17 protein-coding genes are annotated in these 21,350 nt (G+C 42.6%); 9 read left to right on the forward strand and 8 right to left on the reverse strand.

From position 1 onward, the window contains the following. Positions 1-31: 31 nt before the first annotated feature. Positions 32-1,474: an oligosaccharide flippase family protein gene (locus VK179_17750; protein HLO60599.1), complete on the reverse strand. Its 1,443-nt coding sequence runs from the start codon at positions 1,472-1,474 to the stop codon at positions 32-34. Between the two features lie 72 nt (positions 1,475-1,546). On the opposite strand from VK179_17750, the gene VK179_17755 reads away from it, so the two are divergent. The 5 genes from VK179_17755 (at position 1,547) to VK179_17775 (ending at position 6,016) form a co-directional block, all read left to right on the forward strand. After that, positions 1,547-2,146 (forward strand): ribonuclease HII, encoded by a 600-nt coding sequence (locus tag VK179_17755; GenBank protein ID HLO60600.1) that lies wholly within the window; start codon positions 1,547-1,549, stop codon positions 2,144-2,146. Between the two features lie 40 nt (positions 2,147-2,186). After that, positions 2,187-4,343 (forward strand): S46 family peptidase, encoded by a 2,157-nt coding sequence (locus VK179_17760; protein ID HLO60601.1) that lies wholly within the window; start codon positions 2,187-2,189, stop codon positions 4,341-4,343. 57 nt (positions 4,344-4,400) lie between these two features. Then, complete coding sequence (locus tag VK179_17765) at positions 4,401-4,985, forward strand: MarC family protein (GenBank protein ID HLO60602.1); 585 nt, start codon at positions 4,401-4,403, stop codon at positions 4,983-4,985. Beyond that, a complete protein-coding gene (gene rnhA, locus VK179_17770; GenBank protein ID HLO60603.1) occupies positions 4,975-5,433 on the forward strand; it encodes a ribonuclease HI in 459 nt (152 codons plus the stop codon). Before VK179_17765 ends, rnhA begins: the two co-directional genes overlap by 11 nt. An 85-nt stretch (positions 5,434-5,518) precedes the next feature. Next, positions 5,519-6,016 carry a SiaB family protein kinase gene (locus VK179_17775; GenBank protein ID HLO60604.1) on the forward strand — a complete coding sequence of 166 codons (498 nt, stop codon included), beginning with the start codon at positions 5,519-5,521 and terminating at the stop codon, positions 6,014-6,016. Between the two features lie 7 nt (positions 6,017-6,023). Here VK179_17775 and VK179_17780 read toward each other — a convergent pair whose 3' ends face one another. Continuing rightward, positions 6,024-6,410 (reverse strand): hypothetical protein, encoded by a 387-nt coding sequence (locus VK179_17780; protein HLO60605.1) that lies wholly within the window; start codon positions 6,408-6,410, stop codon positions 6,024-6,026. A gap of 145 nt (positions 6,411-6,555) precedes the next feature. On the opposite strand from VK179_17780, the gene VK179_17785 reads away from it, so the two are divergent. The 4 genes from VK179_17785 to VK179_17800 are packed head-to-tail and all read left to right on the forward strand — an operon-like array spanning position 6,556 to position 11,909. Next, positions 6,556-7,839 carry a hypothetical protein gene (locus tag VK179_17785; GenBank protein HLO60606.1) on the forward strand — a complete coding sequence of 428 codons (1,284 nt, stop codon included), beginning with the start codon at positions 6,556-6,558 and terminating at the stop codon, positions 7,837-7,839. Continuing rightward, complete coding sequence (locus VK179_17790; GenBank protein HLO60607.1) at positions 7,796-8,716, forward strand: HAD family hydrolase; 921 nt, start codon at positions 7,796-7,798, stop codon at positions 8,714-8,716. Before VK179_17785 ends, VK179_17790 begins: the two co-directional genes overlap by 44 nt. Then, the gene (locus VK179_17795; protein HLO60608.1) at positions 8,716-10,170 is read left to right on the forward strand and encodes a hypothetical protein; all 1,455 of its coding nucleotides are present in this window, start codon (positions 8,716-8,718) and stop codon (positions 10,168-10,170) included. Before VK179_17790 ends, VK179_17795 begins: the two co-directional genes overlap by 1 nt. Before the next feature lie 11 nt (positions 10,171-10,181). Next, positions 10,182-11,909, forward strand: coding sequence for an alpha-amylase family glycosyl hydrolase (locus VK179_17800; GenBank protein ID HLO60609.1), 1,728 nt, complete (start codon positions 10,182-10,184; stop codon positions 11,907-11,909). On the opposite strand, the gene VK179_17805 is transcribed toward VK179_17800, so the two are convergent. The 6 genes from VK179_17805 to VK179_17830 form a co-directional block, all read right to left on the reverse strand. Then, positions 11,897-12,415, reverse strand: coding sequence for a YfiR family protein (locus VK179_17805; protein ID HLO60610.1), 519 nt, complete (start codon positions 12,413-12,415; stop codon positions 11,897-11,899). The two genes, VK179_17800 and VK179_17805, sit on opposite strands and share 13 nt — an antisense overlap. 84 nt (positions 12,416-12,499) lie before the next feature. Beyond that, the gene (locus VK179_17810; protein HLO60611.1) at positions 12,500-13,009 is read right to left on the reverse strand and encodes a YfiR family protein; all 510 of its coding nucleotides are present in this window, start codon (positions 13,007-13,009) and stop codon (positions 12,500-12,502) included. A 349-nt stretch (positions 13,010-13,358) separates the two neighbouring features. Then, positions 13,359-14,216 (reverse strand): alpha/beta hydrolase family protein, encoded by an 858-nt coding sequence (locus VK179_17815; GenBank protein ID HLO60612.1) that lies wholly within the window; start codon positions 14,214-14,216, stop codon positions 13,359-13,361. 43 nt (positions 14,217-14,259) lie between these two features. After that, positions 14,260-17,481 (reverse strand): M4 family metallopeptidase, encoded by a 3,222-nt coding sequence (locus VK179_17820; protein ID HLO60613.1) that lies wholly within the window; start codon positions 17,479-17,481, stop codon positions 14,260-14,262. Positions 17,482-17,618: 137 nt separating this feature from the next. Beyond that, positions 17,619-20,834, reverse strand: coding sequence for a M4 family metallopeptidase (locus VK179_17825; GenBank protein HLO60614.1), 3,216 nt, complete (start codon positions 20,832-20,834; stop codon positions 17,619-17,621). A 3-nt stretch (positions 20,835-20,837) separates the two neighbouring features. Next, positions 20,838-21,251 carry a hypothetical protein gene (locus VK179_17830; GenBank protein ID HLO60615.1) on the reverse strand — a complete coding sequence of 138 codons (414 nt, stop codon included), beginning with the start codon at positions 21,249-21,251 and terminating at the stop codon, positions 20,838-20,840. Positions 21,252-21,350: the final 99 nt, after the last annotated feature.

A 21,350-nucleotide genomic window follows, 5' to 3' on the forward strand; every position in this document is an offset into this window, starting at 1 on the left:
GTGGGTGTTTTCCAAGGCAGGTACTTCCGTGCTATTTTTCTGAAAGCAGCAGGGCACTGAAATCCTTAATTTTCATAAGGCCTAAAGGAAAGGACAGAATGAGGGCAAAAAACACATAAAGGAAAAAGGAATAATACCAGGTTATTTGAAGGTACCTCGAAAGAATGCTGGCTGCAGCAATCAATATAATAAAAAGTACAAGGCTGATCATTAACCGCCTGTCGGTTTTAAACCTGAAAATCTTCTTGGCAGTAATAATCTGGAATGCCCCGGTAAAAAGTTGTGTACAGGCATTGGCAATCGCCGCCCCGATGATTCCGAATCGTTTAATAAAAACCAGGTTAAGCGTAATATTAATCACAACAGCCAATGCAGCCATCGTATTCAGTATCCTGAGGTTGCCATTTGCAGTGAGCAGTGTGCCGAAAATATAGGTAATGCATATCCCCAGGAAACTCAGGGTGAGAATGGCAAAAGCATTTGCAGAATCCTGCACATGGCGGGTATACAGAATGTCGATGATTTCATTCCGGTAACTGATACAGCCGAAAACCACAATCAACGCCGGCACGATAAGCAACGTAAACGAAAGTCTTGTGAGATTCTGAACCGACTCATTCTGTTTGATCATTTTTGAAAAAACGGGAAGCAGGATCACAGTGAAAAGATAGCCATAGTTGGAAAGGATTTCGATAATCCTGAACCCCTGGGCATAAATTCCGGCCTGTTCCTTACCATTCACGAGCATTTTGCCTATAAGCACCGAATCGACCCTGAGATAAGAAGCCATAAGCAGAAAAAGCAAGGCAAAGGGAAGGCTCTGGGCCAGAAACGATTTGTAATACCTGAGATTAAACCTGAATTTGACCGAATCGGTTTTTGATAACACAAGGCTGGCGGACAAACTGGCGCTGATGAGATAAGCTGCAGTCTGCGCATAAACAAGCCATTCGATGCGAAAAACATGCCGCGTAACCGGATCAAGAAGCAAAAATCCGCAAATGACAATCACCACAAAGCGATCAATTACCGATACAATGCTGTCGGCACTGAACCAATGCATGCCTCCCAGGTTGGCCCTGAAATAAAGGATGAATGCCGCCAGGAACTGGTTCAGCAACATGATCAGCAATAGCCTGAATTCATTGTCTTTCCAGCCCATAAAATAGCCGATGGCCGAACAAACGGTAAAATAAATGGCACCCAGCAGAACTTTCAGCGGCAGGATATATGAAACATATTTGCTGAGCAGGTGAGTGTGACGGGCAATTTCTCGCCGGCTGAAGCTTTCAATACCCAGGTCAAGAATGATTTGGAAAATCAGCGTGAAGTTCAGCAGAATGAAGTAATTGCCGTATTCCGCAGCACCAACGGTATTCTGCACTCCTACATCAATTCCAAAAGCGTAAACTGGTTTAACAAGAAGATTTAAAAATAAAAGAAGGGCCAGATTTGTGACAAATTTTCTTTTCAAAGCCGCTGAAAAATTGTTTTCTTTACAAAATTAGAAAGAATTATCTATAACGATTGTTTTATTCGTAAAGAGGTGCTGAAAAGTTATCTGATACCGGGTATTTTTGAGGCGGGGTGTGATGAGGCCGGGAGGGGTTGCCTCGCGGGGCCTGTTTTTGCGGCTGCCGTTATTTTGCCTGATGACTATGAGAATCCCGATCTGAACGACTCAAAACAGTTGACTCCCGAAATGAGAGACATCCTCCGTAAAGATATAGAAAAGAATGCCGTTGCATGGGCCGTTGCATGGTGCGATAATAAAATGATAGATGAAATCAATATCCTCAGGGCATCCATTAAAGCAATGCATGACGCACTGGACAAGTTAACTCTTAAGCCCGGCCATGTGCTTATTGACGGTAACCGGTTTTACCCGTATGGCCGCATCCCGTATACCTGTATAATTAAGGGCGACGGCATCTATGCATCGATAGCCGCCGCATCAATACTGGCCAAAACCTGGCGCGACGAATACATGAACACCTTGCATAATGAAATAAACTGTTACTGCTGGGACACGAATAAAGGTTACCCTACACCCGAACACCGTGATGCCATCCAGAAATTCGGAATTTCATCCTACCACCGCAAAACCTTTTCACTGCTTGACGATCAACTTGAACTTGACTTTTAGCTATATGTATTCCTGATTCTTAATTAATACAATAAAGATTATGAAGAAGTGTTTTTCAATGATTTTGGGATTATCCCTTTTAATGAATTTTGCGGTAAAAGCCGATGAGGGAATGTGGCTTTTACCCCTTATCAAGAAGCTGAACATTGATACTATGCATTCGCTTGGTTTCAGGCTCACAGCTGAAGATATATACAGCATTAACCACAGCAGCCTTAAAGATGCCGTTGTGATTTTCGGCGGCGGATGCACCGGTGAAATCGTCTCGGATGAAGGTTTGATTCTGACAAACCATCATTGCGGTTATGACGCCATTCAGAATCACAGCACCGTTGAGCACAACTACCTCGAAGACGGCTTCTGGGCCATGAACCATAAAGAAGAACTTCCGAATGAGGACCTTTCGGTAACGTTTCTTGTAAAAGTGGAAGATATAACCGACCTCGTTCTGAAAGCAACTTCAGGCGTGACATCCGAAAAGGAAAGGGATGACAAAGTCCAGGCCGTTTCGGATTCAATCGTTAAGTCGGCAACCCGCGAAACGGATTACGATGCTGACGTAGAGTCGCTTTTCGGCGGAAACAATTACTATCTTTTCGTTTACCAGACTTATAAAGATGTCAGACTTGTTGGCGCTCCTCCCTCATCGATCGGAAAATTCGGCGGCGATACTGATAACTGGATGTGGCCAAGGCATACCGGCGATTTCAGTGTTTTCAGAGTATACAGCGCACCTGACGGCAAACCGGCAGCTTACAGTGATAAAAACATACCTCTCAAACCCAAATATTCGCTTCCGGTTTCTCTTAAAGAAAGGAAACTGAATGATTTCAGTATGGTTATGGGCTATCCCGGAACAACTACAAGGTATATGACTTCTTACGAAATCAAGGAACTCATGAACCTTACAAACGACAACCGGATAAAAATCAGGGGACTCCGGCTTGATATCCTGATGAAGGACATGAGAGCGGATGAAAAAGTAAATATTCAGTACGCATCCAAATATTACACCTCTTCGAATTATTATAAATATTCAATTGGCCAGAACCAGGGTCTTCAGCGTCTTCATATCATGGAAGACAAGCAAAACCAGGAAAAGGAATTCACTGCCTGGATCAGTAAGGATCCCCAAAGGACTGAAAAATACGGGCAGGCTTTGAATCTGATTAAAGATGCCGTAGACAAAAGAGCTTCCTATAAACATGCTGTTCAGTACGTGTATGAAAGCTTACTTACATCATCGGAACTTATTGCATTTGCCAACAGGGCTACAGGACTTTATAATGCTCTTGTTGCTGAGCCCGCAAATACCTCACTTGTGGATTCACTTTCAAAACTACTGAGAACAAGGTATGATGACTTTTCAAAGGAGTACAACCCGTCTACGGATATGAAAGTGATCCCCGCAATGCTCAGGCTTTATAAAGAAAATGTGTCAGAAGAATTTCTTCCGGATATGTACAAGGTGATTGCCTCCAGGTACAAAAACGATTACAATAAATATACAATCGACATGTTTTCGAAATCCATCTTTGCCAATAAGGATAAGTTGGATGCGTTTTTGAAGAAACCTACCCGGCAGGTGCTCGAGAAAGATCCGGCATTCAAGGCAGCACAATCGGTTATGGCAGTTTACCGCAAAGCCTATTATGGCCAGAATGCATCAAGTGATGATTTTAACAAGGGACACAGGTTGTACATTGCAGGTATCCTGGAAATGCATCCTGACAAAAAATACTATCCCGATGCCAACTTCACCATGCGCATGACTTACGGAACCATACAGGATTATAATGCCCGCGATGCCGTGCATTATGATTATATGACAACACTCAATGGCATTATGGAAAAGGAAGATCCGGAAAATCCCGAATTTGTGGTTCCTGCTAAACTTAAGGAACTTTATAAAAACCAGGATTACGGTGAGTATGGCAAAAACAACATCATGCCGGTTTGTTTCATTTCGAATAATGATATTACCGGTGGTAATTCGGGAAGTCCCGTGATCGACGGAGAAGGAGCCCTTATTGGTCTTGCATTCGACGGCAACTGGGAAGCGATGAGCAGCAATATAGCCTTTGAACCGGCTCTTCAGCGCTGTATTTGTGTGGATATACGGTATGTATTATTCATCATCGATAAATATGCGGGCGCCGGACATTTGATTAAAGAAATGAAAATAATAAGAGACTAAAGCAATTATTAATCAGGGATCAGTACTTTTGCTGATCCCTGATTTAATCTAAAACCAATGCATGTAAAGTTCATTGATATTATCACAGTGTTTATGGTGCTCTTTGCTGTGATCGATATTACAGGATCCATACCCTACATACTCGATATTAAGCGTCGCGCCGGTGATATTGATTCCATAAAGGCGACCCTTGTTGCTTATGTTATTCTTTTGCTTTTTCTTTTTATCGGTGAGCCATTCCTTAATCTTTTCGGCGTAGATATACATTCATTTGCTATTGCCGGATCTTTTGTGCTTTTATTCCTGGGACTTGAAATGGTTCTCGGAATCGAGTTTTTTAAATATGAATCACTTAAAAACACTTCTATCTTTCCCCTTGCTTTCCCACTGATAGCAGGAGCAGGCAGTATGACGACTATTATATCGCTTAAAGCCGAATACAGCCTTTGGACAATTTTTTTCGCTCTTACTCTCAATATGGTACTCGTATACATGGTTCTCAGGGCTACCCGATTTTTTGAACGGTTCCTGGGAAAAACCGGTATACTGATCCTGACCAAAGTTTTCGGTATTATACTGCTTGCCATTGCTATAAGGCTCTTCCTTTCAAATACCGGTATCAGGCTTCCCGATGCAGCATAGAATTGTGCTTTATACCGACGGTGCCGCCAGAGGTAACCCGGGCCCGGGAGGGTATGGTGTTGTGCTTTTATCAGGCCCCCACCGGAAGGAACTTTCACAGGGATACAAGCTTACAACTAATAACCGGATGGAACTGATGGCTGTAATCGCCGGCCTTGAAGCATTAAAATCAGACAACTGCATTGTCACTGTTTATACCGATTCAAAATACGTGGCTGACGCTATAGAAAAGGGATGGGTCCGTTCTTGGGAACAGAAACGCTTTGCGGGCAAAAAGAATGCAGACCTTTGGATCCGGTTTTTAAAGGTTTATCGCAGGCATCAGGTGAAATTTGTATGGGTGAAAGGACATGCCTCTATTACCGAAAATGAACGGTGCGATCAACTTGCAGTTGCAGCCAGCTGCGGTGAGAATCTGCCTGAAGATACCGGTTATCAGCCTGTGTAAAACTATTGTAACAATCTGTTTCAAAATCCGTTTGAATAAATGAGAACACTACATATTCTTCATTTTTGGATTTAAATCGGGCGGGTTGGAGACTACACTTATTCTAGATTATAAGGGCAGCATCAGGTACGAAACTATTGGTGAACTGATCCATAATTTCAAACAGAGTGTTCCGTCTTTGGGTATACCGGTGAGTATTTACAAGCGATTGTTGCTTATCATGATCGAATCGCTTGAAAATATTATGAAACACAGCGAGTGCCAGCCTGATCCGGAATTGACATGGCTCAGAATGGAACGTTGTGGCAACTGTTATACAATCACTAGTTCAAACCTTATGCAAAAAGAAAATGCAGACAGCCTGAAGCAGCGAATTGATTTGCTGAACAGCCTGGATGCACAGGGCGTTAAAGATTTTTATAAATCCACTATTACAAACGGGGTTTTTACTAAAAGAGGCGGGGCCGGACTGGGTTTGATTGAAATAGCTAAAATTTCCGGAAATCCTATAAAGTACAACTTCGAGTCATCAGGAGAATCTTGTATGCGCTATACCCAACAGATCACAGTTTACGAAAAATAACCCTCCGCTATTTCATTGCAAGGTCCTTGTCTTTTAAAATAATCTTCCATTCCGAAAGAGTATTTACTGCATGCTTGATTTCACGGCGGCATTCTTCTTCACTCATATAATATTTGCGGCGGAGTGATTCAAGCATATAGTTCATCGACTGCTTACGGTAAGCAGCCAGCAGAAGATCAGCATAAAAATCAGTAAATTGCTGTTTGAATTCGGAATGAGGATCTTTTGAAGTGACAAGCACTGAACCGTCAGATGCTCTTGTTATTTTATATTCCGGGTTTATTCTGATCTTCTCTTCCTGCCATTCACCTGAATAAGCAGGAATACTAACCAACAGGATTGCAAAAAATAAAAGAATTGAATGTTTTGCAGTTGCTGAGAAATTAAAATTCATATACAATGTTTAGGGTTATAAACAAGTACTGGTCGGATGTTGTTCGGTAATATCAGTTCAATTTACAAAATTGCATAATTTTTCTGACATGTTTGATTGCAAATCATCAGAAAATGAAATAGATTAATACGATAGTTCTGAAATTATGGAAGTTGCCATTCTCCATTATCATCTGAATCCCGGTGGTGTCACCAGGGTAATTGAGGCGCAGGTAAAAGGTCTTTTGACACAACCGGGGAAACTGAAATTATCCCTGATTTCCGGCACATCCGGTCAGAACTTTCATGAGCCTATGCCTGTTCATACATCAGATCTGTTATTCTATAATGAAGATGATGATTGTCCTGAAGATATATTGCATAAAGTGAATTCAGTGATTGATTTTCTCAAAAGAGTTACAACAAAACGAACCGTGTTGCATTGCCATAACATTAACCTGGGTAAAAACCCGGTTCTCACGCTTGCCATTTACGAACTGGCTTTGCAGGGCTACAGGATTTTGAACCATATCCATGATTTTCCTGAGGACCGTCCGGCTAACCTTTCAAGGCTGGGCCAATACGTGGCGGCCCATGGCAGTGAATCTGCCAGTGAAGTTTTATATCCTTCACTGAGCAATTACCATTATGCAGTGCTCACCATGTGTGATTATGAACGGATAGCCCTGAAGGATATATCCCCGTCAAGGATACACCTGCTTCCGAATTGTGTAATGCCTTCAGGCAAAGAAGCAGGCAGAGCCCACACATCAGGTATCCGCAAAACGCTCGGAATTGATCCGGGTAAAATATTGTGCACTTACCCGGTAAGAGCGATAGCAAGGAAAAACATCGGCGAACTGGTATTGCTGGCTGCATTATTTAAGGACTCATGCCGGTTTGCCATAACCCTGGCACCACTGAACCCTTTGGAGATACCTCTTTATTCGAATTGGAAAGCCTTTTGTGAATCCCGGGGCATTCCGGTTATTTTTGAAGCTGCTGAAAAGGTCAATTTCAATAAATTGCTGGCTTCATCTGATTTTTGCATTTCAACAAGTATCCGTGAAGGATTCGGTATGACATTTCTTGAACCCTGGCAGGCAGGAGTGCCGGTAATCGGGAGAGAACTTCCGTGTGTCATAAACGATCTGAAAGCAAAAGGTCTTATTTTCCCGCGACTTTACCCGGCAGTTCTTGTTTCGGTCGGTAATGAACCGGTTGATTTCGGGCATCTTTCTGCCGGCAATCAGGAGCTGATTGTACAAGGTATTATGGGAAATACCGCTGCCAGGCAACAAATTGTGACCGACAATCCTTTCCTGGAAAATTTCTTTGACCCTGTATCCCCTGAAATAATTGAAAATAACCGCTCAGTAATTCAACAGCATTTTTCTGCAGACCAATATGGAAGAGAATTATTCCGAATATATCGCGAGGTATCTTGTTAACCAGTCTGAAATCCTTCCCGAACCTACGGGTATGCAGCCTCATTTTCAAGCTGATCCTGATGTCAGGGCTGTGCTGTTTGATATATATGGCACTCTTGTCATTTCTGAATCAGGCGACATAGAAGAATCAACTATTACGGAAGAAAATCTCAGAACAGCACTTGATGAAGCAGGAATAACCATTAACTTGAACCCGGCTGATCAACGCCATATTTTGCCTGGTATGCTTACGCGTTTCAAAAAAGAAATCGGGAGGATTCATACAGAAAACCGGAGTGATGAAAAGCCTTATCCTGAAATTGATATCCTTGAAATATGGGAAACAATACTAACTGCCTATAAAAACGAGAATTTACTTCATCTTTCTAATTCTTTGTGTATAAAGTGTTTTACCTTTGTTTTTGAAATGCTGTCGAACAACATTTACCCAATGCCCGGTATGAAAGATGTGATTCAAAAACTGGCTGATAAGGGTATTCCGCTTGGAATAATTTCAAATGCACAATTCTATACCCCTGTTATTATGAATTTTTTCCTTAATAACAGGTTGTCCGAAGAAGAACTGGTGGAGCCGTTTGATCCGGATCTCACAGTGTTCTCATACCAGCATATGCGATCAAAACCCGACCTTTATCTTTTCGAACGGGTTAAGAATACATGCATGGCCAAATACGGTATCCGTCCTGAACAGATCCTTTTTGTGGGCAATGATATGTTCAGGGATATTTATCCAGCTTCAAAAGCGGGATTAAAAACAGCGCTGTTTGCCGGCGACAGGCGATCGCTGAGGCTCAGGACCGACAAACCCGGGATGGATTCTGTAAATGCTGATTACATAATTACAGACCTTTTGCAAATTCTGAAAACAGTAAACTGATGGATATATCGCACTTGAATTACGGTATCATTCATTCCCTCATAGGCAAAAATGACGGCGTGTCCATTGTAATCGACCAGTCGGTTAATGCCATGGTGAAGAACCTGAAGATCCCGCTGGGAAATATCTATTTCCTTGCAGCGCATATTTCACCGCGTTTCAATTCGCATACAAATGATATTCTCTGGCACAAGAATGACATTCACAAAACAATTTTAAGCCGGTTCAGCGATCCGCTTGAAGATGAAGCACTCGACAGGCTGATCCATGAAAACGCGCTTGTGGCAAGGGATATCATTGCTGATTTTGTACAGCAGAATAATATTGACCTTCTCATAGCCCATAATACATCACATGTGTATAATTTCATCACTGCCGTCGGACTTGGGTATTATTTTGAATCGCTACGTAGTCAGAACCTTTCATGGCCTAAAATTCTTGTGTGGTGGCATGATTCTTATTTTGAAAGAGAACAGTTTGCCAATCCCGGACCTGTTATCAGAAAATACCTTAAGTACCTGCCAGGCACATATGTCGACGGCATCGTTTTCATCAATTCAAAGCAACCTGCCCTGGCTCAGAAGGTATTTGAAAAGTACCATGCTAACCGTAGCGGGAATTTTTTTAATGACAGAACCGCAATTATACCGAACACTCATGATCCGCTGTGGGAATGGAAAAGCCTGGATTGGAACAGCAACAGGCTGTTATTCCCGCCACAGGATAATTACAACCGATCTTTTTTCAAAAATGTTGGTGTCACAGCTGTTATTGAACAGGCCGGATACCAGATGAATGAGACACTCATCCTGTTGCAGCATACGCGTGTTGTACCACGAAAAAAAATTGAATTTGCCATCGATCTCGCATTCGGCATGCAGAAGAGTTTCACGGAATCGGGATTGCGAAAATGCATTGTTGTGCTTATATCAGGTCACTCGGGCGACGAGCAGGTATTATATAAAGAGTTTCTGACGTCTTATTTCAATCTGAAGAAAAAGGAGCACGGAAATGTACCTGTTTTCATGATATTCGGCGAACATGTGATTTTATCGCACAGGGACATCATCGTGGATAAGAAATACTACAATTTTGCCGAAATTCCCTCCATAGTGTCTGCCGTGGGAGGGATAGGTACTTATTTCAGCGAGGTTGAAGGGTTCGGAAATAACCTGCTTGAAATGCTTGCAGCCGGCCTGCCTGTCCTTATTAACCGGTATGATGTGTATAAATCCGACCTTGAACCGTTGGGCTTTGACCTGCCATACATAGAAGATAATATTATGGGCTCCGGATTCATTGATACGGCATGCAAAATTGCCACCGATATTCAGTTCCGCAACAGGCTTGTCTTCCACAATCTTTCGGTATTATCTGAAAAACTGGGGAATAAGGTGATCGCTGATTCACTGGGCCGGCTGATCAATAACATATTTACGAAAGGACTCTGCTAATTTCTTGTCTGATGACCGGTCAACGTGGCTCATACCGTATAGTTCCTGATACCGCTTCGTTTTCAAGTGTTATCGGCCAACGATTACAGCGGATCTATAAGGAAGAGTTCAGTGAGATTCTTGTAAACAGAATTATGGCCCTCTCTGCTGAACGGTATCCTTCATGGTCACATTGGGACGAAAGGGATATCATGCTTATTACCTATGGCAACAGTGTCCGGAGTGAACAGGAACTGCCTCTGGAGACGCTCAGCCGTTTTGTTTACAGTCATCTCAGGGAAACAATCAATTGTATCCATATTCTACCTTTCTTTCCATATACTTCCGATGATGGTTTTGCAGTAAGCGATTATGAAAAGGTAAACCCGACACTGGGATCGTGGGAACATATCGAAGTGTTGTCTCGCAATTATTACCTGATGGCCGATCTGGTGATCAATCATGTTTCCTCGGCTCATCCCTGGTTTATAAACTACCTGAAACAGGTATCTCCCGGCAGGGATTATTTTATTGAAAATAAAACAGGTTTTGATTACAGTATGGTGGCCAGGCCGAGAACTTCCGCACTTTTTACCGAATTTGAAACCGCTGCGGGACCGAAACAGGTATGGACCACATTCGGACCGGACCAGGTGGATCTTAACTTTTCAAACCCTGATGTGCTTATCGAAATGATAAGGATCATGATCCTTTACATCAGCAAGGGAGTGAGGTTTATACGCCTCGATGCCATTGCATACCTCTGGAAATGCCTTGGTACGGTATGTCTGCATATGGATGAAACACATGAGATTGTAAAGCTTTTAAGAGATGTGGCATCCTATGTGCGTCCCGGCACGATTATCATCACAGAAACCAATGTTCCGAACCGTGAAAACTGGAGCTATTTCGGGAATAACGATGAAGCCCACATGGTGTACCAGTTCAGTCTTCCGCCCCTGTTGCTTCATTCAGTTTTCTTTGGGAATTCGCGGTTTCTTACAGCATGGGCGCAGCAAATTCCTGAGATACCTGCTGATCAAACATTTTTGAATTACACATCATCACATGATGGAATAGGCGTCAGGCCACTTGAAGGACTCGTTCCGGCAAATGAAATTTCAGCTTTGGTTTCCGGAATGGCTTCGTTTGGCGGGTTAACAGGAATGAAAATGAACACGAACGGATCACGGAGCCCTTATGAACTGAACATAACCTGGTACGATGCCATGCAGGGCACTTTCAGGGGCAGGGATGATTATGGCGAACAACGATTTTTGACCACACAGGCCATCATGATGTCAATGAAAGGCATCCCTGCTTTTTACATTCACAGCCTGCTGGCTACGCCGAATAATCTTAAGGGAGTGGCTGTAACGGGCCATCCGCGGACAATAAACAGGGCGGTTCTTGAAGAAAAAGAAGTGCTCCTGGGATGGGAAACCGATTCTCCTCAAAGACGAATATTTTTCGAACTTGTGCGTTTGATAAAAATACGCAGGAATATCAGGGCATTTCATCCCGATTGCCGTCAGGAGATCCTGGAAACGAATAGTAATGCGCTGTTCGGGTTTAGGAGAGCTGATGGTGATTCTAAAGAAATTTACTGCGTATCTAACCTTGGAAGTAAGGAAGTTTCAATGCCTTTCCCTGCAAAGAAAATTAAAAAAGGATATGACCTTATTTCAGAAGAGAAAATAGCTCCCGGGGATCATATCCTTTTCAAACCTTATCAGACCAGGTGGATTCAGTTTCTGTAAGCCATATCTTCGAGCGATTTGCTTACCGTAAGATTGTATTTTTGTGCATTCATCGAATTGATCATAAACTTAAGTTTATTCTGATCCATAAAGAAATCGATCGCCGATCCGAAATTTACCATTCCCTTCTTTTCAGTTATAATCAGGCTGTTTGATCCCTGGCACCGGAGAAGTACATCTTCGAATGCAGAAACTTTACTATTGCCGACAAAAATAATATGGCAGCGTGTAAGACTTTCAGGATTGTCAAATTTCCGGATCACAATGGGCTGTGAACCCACTTTCTTGTTAGAAACATAGGTAATTAGACTGTTGTAAAGTTCATCATTACCAATTACACCAATCACGAAGTCGCCGCTCTGATTGCCTGCCGGCCATTGAATCAACCTTGAAAAATTATAGATGTAAAGCGATTGTGCCTGGTTTACATTAGTAATCTGTGAATATCCATTAACCAGGCAAACACTAAACAAAGTGAAAACAAGTGTAAAAATTCTCTTCCTCATTCCTCAGATTTTTATTTGCTATACTTTACGCAAAGCAGGGCATTTAGGTTTTTTGTGAAGGCATGATTTTTATCACAAAGCCTTTTACATAGCCATATCCATCAACCCTTTGCTAACTGTAAGATCGTATTTTTCAGCGTTTGACGTGTTAAGTACAAACTTTAATTTTGATTGATCGAGGTCAAGATAAAGATCAATAGCCGCACCTGAATTGATCATGCCTTTCTTTTCAGTGATAATAAGGCTGTTGGATCCCTGTAACCGGCTCACTATCTCGGAGAAGTGTTGAACTTTGCTGTTACCTATATAGATAATATTGCACTGGCTGAGCCCTGATGCATCATCAAATTTTTTAACCGTGATAGGCAGGTTACCAACTTTCTTGTTTTTAACGTATGGAACAAGGTATGAATAAACCTCATTTGCCCCGATTACACCGATTGTAAAGCCATTTGAATAACTTTCGGTCGGCCACTGAACCATTCTTGAGAAATTGTAGATATAAATACTTTTCGCCTCGGCAACGGAGTTGATCTGAGAAAAAGCAAAAACGTTCACGAGCAGCAATGCTGCAATAAATAATCCTTTCTTCATTGAGTTTAAGTAGTTATGAAAGTGGTATATACGAAAAATAGGCTAAAAGGTTACCACTGGTACACCAGAAGGGGGTATGGTAAATAAATGGGGGTATTGCAGGATATCTGCCCGTTTTTTTAGGCTATAAAAAGAAAAAAAGGGATTTTTTATCCCTTTTTTTCTTTTTTTTCTTTTTTAGCAGCCCTTTTTTCTTTTAAGCTCAATTTGGGTGCTTTTTTTTCCTTTTCCTTTGACGGTGATTTTTCCTTAGACATCGCTCATTGGTTTTAGTTGTACAAATTTATTAAATGAACGAAAATTCACGAAGCATAGTATAAAAAGTTTTCACCGCAGGTTGTTGATAACCCTAATACTGATGGAAAGCATCGGAGATGAATGCTAAAACCTCCGGAAGTGAAGCTCTCCAGTAAGTCCATGTATGGCCGCCATCACGTATCCTGAATTCATGGGGAATTTCCTTTTTCCTCAATGCAATGTGCACAAGAGAATTCCCTTCATAAAGAAAATCATCATCCCCGCAATCGATATACCATCTGACAGCTTTCCTTTGATCGTCCGTCATTTTGTCGATTAAAGGAAGCACGCTGTATTTATTGTAGTATTCCTGCAGATCCTGGTCAGTTAAGCCCTGGACATCTTTTTGACGTTGTCTTTGTTCTTCAACCGTTAGGGGTCCGACATAGGCGCTCAGCGGACATGCGGATGAGAAAAGTTCGGGATGGTGCAGGGCATAAACAAATGTTCCGCCTCCTCCCATGCTTAATCCTGAAATGGCCCTGTACCGCTTTTCACTCTTAATCCTGTACTGTTTTTCAATAAAGGGCATGAACTCCTGGAAAAAGAAATCCTCATACCGCCATTTGCCCCTGATGTCGTTGAAGTATCCAACCTGGCCGGTATTGGCATCAGGCATCACAATGATCATAGGAGTGGCTTTTCCTGATTTGATTGCTTCATCAGCTATGCGCAGCACTTCACCAAACTGCACCCAACCGGTCTGATCATCACCCATTCCGTGAAGAAGGTACAAAACCGGGTAACTGCGTTGAGATGTTTCATAATCAGGAGGAAGATAAATGGCATATTTCCGGTCCATGTTCAGGACCTTGCTTGTAAGCGAAAGATTGTCCATTACTTTGCCGGTTTGTGCCGGTATGCTCCCTGATAAAAGCATACAGGCAAGAGGAAAAAGTAGTTTTTTCATTCTTGAAATGGAGATTTTAAACATTAAAAATAAGAAAACTTCTCTATTGTTTTACCAGTTTATGCCGTGTAATTGAATTTTCAGATTTAAGCTCCATGATGTATAACCCGGGAACTAACGAAGAGACGTCAATAACAGGGTTGTCGGAAACCCGCACTACAGTATTGCCTCCTGAATCAAATATACTTACAGTATAATGGTTTGCAGAAGACGACACATTCAACTGGTCTGTTACAGGATTCGGATAAATCGCAACGAATCCGGGTTCATAATCCGATGCCTTTACAGGATCAATGGCATGGATGTACTGATACCGTACAAGAGTGTCGGACCCGTATTGATTTGAAGTGATAAGCGTTACATCGTACCATCCGGGATTTTCATAATATACAACAGGATTTTCTGCGGTTGATGAATCCGGTTCGCCTCCTTCAAATAGCCATTGCAGGCTATCCGGTTCATTGGAAGAAAGACTCATAAACCGGGTTTCCAGTGGAAATTTACCGTATTTGTAATCAACTGTAAAATCGGATACAGGTGCAAGACCGAGCGGCCTTTTACCAATTGTGAAAAAAACAGGCCATTTCGCATCAGGTACAAGCACACCGGGTTCACCATCAGCACTCATTTTATCGGCTGACAACCTGACTGATTTAACAACCTGGGTATTGAAGCCGTTGATTGTGGAATAGGCAATACGGTCATCATTGGTTGAAAAAGAGGGATAGCCCAGCCTGTCGTTGCCCGCAATTATCCCTGTGGTTCCGGTTGAAAGGTTTGCGGTGCAAACAGAATATTCTTCAAGTATACCGTCATCATAATAATAATCAAAGGCTATCAGATCAGGCGAATTTTTTGAAAAAACCGGATTCGAAATATTTACATGAGCAGGCAGCATGTTGTATAATTTCGAAATGGCTCCGCTACCGAATTGGTTTGTATGGTTGTCCCACACTTTTATAATTCCTATATCCCAGTAATAAATGTCTTTTTGCGAATTGGAATTAATTATATTGTATGCGCCATAAATTATATACTGACCAGAAATATCAAAGTCAACCGAATAAGCTTTGAGCACACCACCTGAACTGAGGTTGGCATCACTGGTTGTGGGATTGTAAAGGATAAACTGGCGTATTCCTCCGCTTTTCAGATCGATTACATATATTGAACCGTCCGGAAGCATTTTAGTGGCGGCAAGCCTGTTTCCGTCTTTTGAAATGGCCACCCTGTCATAGCCCGAGAACCCTGAAATGATTCGTTCATTTGGTTCGGTTGAATTGGTGTTGATCAATCTCAGCCTTCTATCGCTTGAAACAAATACACCGGTGCTCCCGTCATCCGTAACACTCACTTTTCCTGTCATGGGAGTTTTGGAAAGTGCCCTGTAACTGGTTCCGGCTGATTTGGATACATAAAGGGTAACCGGATCTGCAGGGCTTGTATCATAAGTCAGCAGCATCTGCTCGCCCGGGTTTGGTTTATAATCCCCTGGTATTTTTACAGGCGTTTCCTCGTAAATACCGGCTTTTTCAAATGCCTGTCCTGCAGCAAATACTTCATTTGAGTTTTCACCATACAAATCTTCGGCGGCCTGTACTATTGCAAGGCGCAAATCAATGAACCGGCAGGTTTTGGTGAGGTATTCGGTCAGAGCCCGGTAATAGATCTTTTCTGCTTTTGCTTTCCCTACAGATGATGCAAACAGGTAATACACATAATTACAGATTCCGCTGTTAATATGAACTCCTCCATTGTCTTCCGATCCAAGAAACATTTCGGATGTATGGGCGGGTTGCCAATAGTAGTCCGCACTGTCACCCGAATTATGTGGATCGGATAAATCTCTTATGGCGCCGGAAGGATAATACCCCTCCTTCACAATATCCTCACCGATCTTCCAGTCGTTGCGATCTACCATACAGGCGAAAATATCAGCAAAAGATTCGGCTATTGCACCTGATTGTCCGAAATAATCAAGGTTTGCCGTGGATGTAATCACCCCGTGACTCAGTTCATGGGCTGTTACGTCAAGTGCGGCTGCAAGGGGTCTGAAACGTTCACCACCGTTTCCGTAAAATATAGCCTGGCCGTTCCAGAAAGCATTCTCCATTTCGCTTCCATCATCCATAGCCACATTTACAAGAGATACAATATTGCAGCCATAGTCATTTATTGAATTTCGCTTGAATGTAGTGTCAAAATACGTGTATGTTTTTGTGGCATTACAGTGAGCTGAAATGGCATTTTTTTGTGTCCATGAATTATCAATTGATGTTACATACGTGTAATCCAGGTTCACGGGTGATGTTTGGTTAGCATCCAGCGTTATAATAATTCCTTCATTGGCTAAGGAATTGAACATGGGCTGGGTAATATCATACATGAAATAAATGTCGCCAGCCAGGTACACGTTGAATGTCCTTGTTTGGCCATTAAGGTCTTCTCCTGTGGCTGTCACCGGTCCGTCATAATTTGTATTGTTGTATTTCTGCAAAATATTCCCTCCCGCGGCATCCACAAAGTATTTCCATTCTTCACGGTAATTAGGCCTGATAGTAATCAGCCACGCCAGGGCATGCCGGCTATCAGGTTGCTGATATAAAACAAGGCTGGCAACGGGATCGGTATAATGAAGCAGTTTCTTCCATTCCTGTGACAATACTGAATACGATGTTAACTTTCTGATGTCAGCGATGACAATGTCACAGGCTCTTTCCTCAGTAATTGCCGGTACAACCGTTATGTCCTCCGCAGGCTTTTGATAGGCGCTGTTAAACTGTACTTTTGAACTCTTAATGTGCAGAATGGATTCAGAGCCGTAGACTTCAATTCCTTTATACTGCTGAATTGCCCTCACATGAGTGATGCCAAGATTATCGGTATGGACACCGGTTATTTTAAAATCTTCAACAGGTGACACAATTCCTGTCTGTACTTTAGTATCCTTAAGAAATTCGAAGAATTGTTCCGTGGCTGGTTCCCCGGCAGCAGTTTTTTTATTTGCCCTTTCAATAAACACCCTGCCGGATTTTTTTTCTGATTGTTTTCTTTCGGATCGGGTGGCCGGGACAGCGAATTGCATGCCCGGCAGGACCGGGAATGCTTTATCACCGGTTTTATCAACCCTGCCGTCTATTACAATGAATCCGGAATCGGGAAACAGGATGTTAACCGGCACCGACGAAACTGAATCCGGATTCTGCGGAAATACCGTCATGCAAAGACAAAATACTGTCGTGACGGATAAGAGACAGGGCTTCATACTAAACCTTTAGGTTAAGACCTTTACCAGATTGAAAACCCTATTTGAGGCTGTAGGCTGTAGGCTATAGGCTGCAGGCTATAGGTCATTTAAAACCTTCCTCCTTCTCCTACAGCCTACAGCCTGCAGCCTACAGCCTACTCCTTCACAATCTTATGCCTCGTCGTTCCCTCTTTGGTTTTCAGCTCCATGATATACAAACCCTTGCTTAGTGGAGACAGGTCAACCTGTGATTGATTTTTGGCCGAAAGAATCAATTTCCCGGCTGTGTTGAAAAGGGCAATGGAGAAATCACCGTTGTAATGAATATTCAGCTTGTCCGTTACCGGGTTCGGGTAGAAAATCATTGCTTCCCCAGATACTTCGCCTGAAGGAGTGGCACCTCCTACAACAATATACCCCTCACGGTTCAGTGTATTATTACCTACAGAGTTTGTCGCTTTCAGGGTTACCCGGTATGTGCCGTTGGTACTATATGTAACCTGGGGATTCTGCTGTGTTGAACTTGATGGCGTCCCTCCCTGGAAGGTCCATTGCCATGAAGTCGGTTCATTTTCGGAAAGGTCAACAAATTTCACAACCAGCGGAGCACCACCTGTTTTGTAGTCTGCCGTGAAATTGGCAACGGGCGGAAGACCAAGTACCCTTGTTCCCACTGCATAATATACTGGCCATTTAGCAAATTCCATAAAGAGTTGCGGATCTGCTGCAGGCGTGATCCTGTCATTCTCAAGAGGCACTGTATATATATCTTCCTCATCCGTGTTGAGCACAGTAAAAGCCAGCTTGTCGTCATTCTTTGAAAACGAAGGGAAACCAAGCGTAGTATTTGGAGTGATATATTGAAGGTCACCTGTTTCAAGGTTGGCACCGTAAATTCCGAATTCTTCATTTGTGCCGTCGTAGTAGTAATAATCAAATGCAATGATGTTGCCCGAATTCTTTGAGAATACGGGGTTCCCTACGCTGACATTTTCAGGAAGCGAAGTGAACAGCTTCAGAATGGATCCGTCACCAAAAGAGGATGTATGATTATCCCATACTTTCATAAATCCTACATCCCAGTATGAAATATTATCCTCTGTGCTTGAATAAAGCTGGTTATAGGCATCATAAATGACATATTCACCTGAAGGGTCAAATTCAATGGCATCGGCATACAAAACACCGCCTGCATTTACTTCGCTTGTGGTGGGATTGTAAAGTTTAAACTTATTCCACTTATCCAGTCCAAAATCATATACGTAAATCGATGTGTCCACTTCGGTTGAAATAGCAGCAATCCTGTTTCCGTCGCGTGACACAGCCACGTTGTCGAAGAACTGTTCGTCAGAAAGCGACTGTTCGAGTGGATTTTCCGGATCAAGACTCAGAACGTAAATACGATCGTCAGTTCCCACATACACTCCGACCGATCCATCGTCGGTTACACTCACCTTCCTTTTAATTTCAGCGGAAGAGTAAGGCTGATAGTTAGTACCTGAAGTGGGCCCGGCATAAATTGTAGAAGAATAACCCGGATCGGTGTTATACATAAGGAGGTACTCAGGTCCGGGATTTGTATTGTATTCGTCGGGAACGTCCACAGGGCTGTCCTCCTGTATACCCACCACGTCGAAGGCTTCTCCTGCCTTCACGGCTTCATTTGAGCTGTTGCCGTAAAGATCTTTGGCTGCCTGCACAACGGCTATCCGGAGATCGATGAACTGCGAAGTCTTAGTCAGGTATTCGGCAAGGGCCCTGTAGTAAACCTGCTCGGCTTTATCTTTTCCCACTGCAGTTGCAAACAGGTAAAAGGCACGGTTCGGTATACCGCTGTTGATATGCACACCGCCATTGTCCTGGCTTCCAAGGTACATCTCTGATAAATGGGCCGGTTGCCAGTACATGTCAGTCTGGCTACCGCCATTATGCGGATCTGCCATGCTTCTTAAAGCACCTGAAGGAAAATGCGCCGGTTTAACCACATCTTCACCGATCAGCCAGTCTTCACGGTCAACCATAATTCCGAATATGTCCGCAAAACTTTCATTAATGGCGCCTGATTGGCCCTGGTATTCCAGGTTAGCTGTATTGGATACAACTCCGTGACCTAATTCGTGTGCGGCCACATCAAGACCACCCGCAAGCGATTTAAAATACGATCCTCCGTTACCATAAAAGATTGCCTGCCCGTTCCAAAAAGCGTTTTCCATTGAACCGCCGTCTTCATCGGCTACATTTACAAGCGATATGATGTTGCCTCCCTGGCCGTTAAGCGAATTGCGTCCGAACTTCGAGAGAAAATACGAGTAAGCCAGTTTTGCATTGTAATGCGCAGATACAGCCGACTGTTTCTGCGACCATAAATTATCTGCACATGTTACATAATTGTAATTAAGATTAACAGTGGATGTGTTATTGGCATCAAGCGTCATGATCATTCCTTCACCCGACTGATTGTTATACATGGTTTCAGCCATGTTGATCAGGTAGTATGTTCCCTGTTCAAGGTACACATTGAGTGACCGGTTGACGTTGTTCAGGTCGGTTGAATTGGCTGTTGTAGGGCCGTCCGACTGGGTGTTGTTATATTTCCTGAGAATTTCGCCTGTACGGGCATCAATAAAATATTTCCATTCCTGCACTAAATTAGGCCTTACGCTGATAACCCAGGCGAGCCTGTATTCATTCTGCCCTTTATCAACAATTATAAGTTCAGATGTCGGAGCGTCATAATGTAGCAGTTTTTTCTCATCGGCATTTAAGTCTCTTACAACAGTATTCTTTTTCAGATCAGCCATCACCTTTGAAATGCCGGAGGTCGAGGTTACCAAAGGTTTAACGTCTATGTCGGTTTTTAACTTGAAGAATGAACCTGTAAACCGTTCCTTTTGGGCATCCAGATGCCATGTTGATTCAGTGCCGTATACTTCAATACCCTTGTATTGCTGGACAGAACGGATATGGGTAATGCCGAGATCATCTGTGTGCCGGGCGGTTATTCTGAACGATTCCCTAGGATTCAGAATTCCTGATATATTCTTTGTGCTTTCAAGAAAACGATAAAACTTTTCTTCGGCACTGATTCCGGCCTGTGAATTCATTGGGTTTATAGTTCTTTCAATGTAAACGGGACCGTTTTTGCCTTTGCTCACAAGCGGTCTGTCGGCTTTCTGCCTCAAAGGCAGGGAGAGTTGACGGATAGAAGCCTGAGATGTAACGGCTTTCTGATTGACTGCCGTAGATTTAACAAATTTCAGTTGGGTTTTAACTGTGCCTGCCGGATTTTTCCTTACCTGTTTGAATTGGGACTGCCCGGTTACACCAAATGAAATTAACGTGATTAGTAATCCGAGTAAAAGTTTTTTCATAGATTATTGTTTTACGGTTGACATAAGGGTTTTATATAATTCTTTAAGTTTTTCGTCTTTGGAACCGGATGAAAATTTTATTTCCTTTTCAATTCCGTCTTTCACTGTTTTTATATAATAGGTTATGTTACCGGGTTCATCCAGTGAATATTGACTAAGGTTAAGGTTGCGAATCTGATTCTGAAGGTTTGCGGATTCTTTGCTTGCAAGTTTCTTAACAAATACCGGGTTATTCTGTTCAATTTTATAAACCATGCGGTTGTTAACAAGCAGATAATCAAGCGATGCGTTGGTAAAACCTCCGAAATTGCCGAAGTACAGGCGTTCTGCATTTTTGTCGTTTGCCAGTTTTTTGGGCGAAGTGCAGGTTAATACAATAAGCACGAGAGTTGCCAGCATAAATATTTTCCGAATCATAACAGATTTTTTTAAGTAAAAACACCATCCTTATTTCAATAAAATAAAGATAGTGTTTTTAAAACGAATCAAAAAGCCGGAACTAACGTCCGGCTTTTT

It is taken from the genome of Bacteroidales bacterium, assembly GCA_035299085.1.
GTDB lineage: Bacteria > Bacteroidota > Bacteroidia > Bacteroidales > UBA10428 > UBA5072.

Bases quoted from the DNA above. Each gene is read 5' to 3' on its own strand.
- VK179_17820 (HLO60613.1), bottom strand. From the start codon at position 17,481: ATGAAGCCCTGTCTCTTATCCGTCACGACAGTATTTTGTCTTTGCATG.
- VK179_17790 (HLO60607.1), top strand. From the start codon at position 7,796: ATGGAAGAGAATTATTCCGAATATATCGCGAGGTATCTTGTTAACCAG.
- VK179_17795 (HLO60608.1), top strand. From the start codon at position 8,716: ATGGATATATCGCACTTGAATTACGGTATCATTCATTCCCTCATAGGC.
- rnhA (HLO60603.1), top strand. From the start codon at position 4,975: ATGCAGCATAGAATTGTGCTTTATACCGACGGTGCCGCCAGAGGTAAC.
- VK179_17785 (HLO60606.1), top strand. From the start codon at position 6,556: ATGGAAGTTGCCATTCTCCATTATCATCTGAATCCCGGTGGTGTCACC.
- VK179_17815 (HLO60612.1), bottom strand. From the start codon at position 14,216: ATGAAAAAACTACTTTTTCCTCTTGCCTGTATGCTTTTATCAGGGAGC.
- VK179_17805 (HLO60610.1), bottom strand. From the start codon at position 12,415: ATGAGGAAGAGAATTTTTACACTTGTTTTCACTTTGTTTAGTGTTTGC.
- VK179_17810 (HLO60611.1), bottom strand. From the start codon at position 13,009: ATGAAGAAAGGATTATTTATTGCAGCATTGCTGCTCGTGAACGTTTTT.
- VK179_17760 (HLO60601.1), top strand. From the start codon at position 2,187: ATGAAGAAGTGTTTTTCAATGATTTTGGGATTATCCCTTTTAATGAAT.
- VK179_17830 (HLO60615.1), bottom strand. From the start codon at position 21,251: ATGATTCGGAAAATATTTATGCTGGCAACTCTCGTGCTTATTGTATTA.
- VK179_17825 (HLO60614.1), bottom strand. From the start codon at position 20,834: ATGAAAAAACTTTTACTCGGATTACTAATCACGTTAATTTCATTTGGT.
- VK179_17780 (HLO60605.1), bottom strand. From the start codon at position 6,410: ATGAATTTTAATTTCTCAGCAACTGCAAAACATTCAATTCTTTTATTT.
- VK179_17800 (HLO60609.1), top strand. From the start codon at position 10,182: ATGACCGGTCAACGTGGCTCATACCGTATAGTTCCTGATACCGCTTCG.
- VK179_17765 (HLO60602.1), top strand. From the start codon at position 4,401: ATGCATGTAAAGTTCATTGATATTATCACAGTGTTTATGGTGCTCTTT.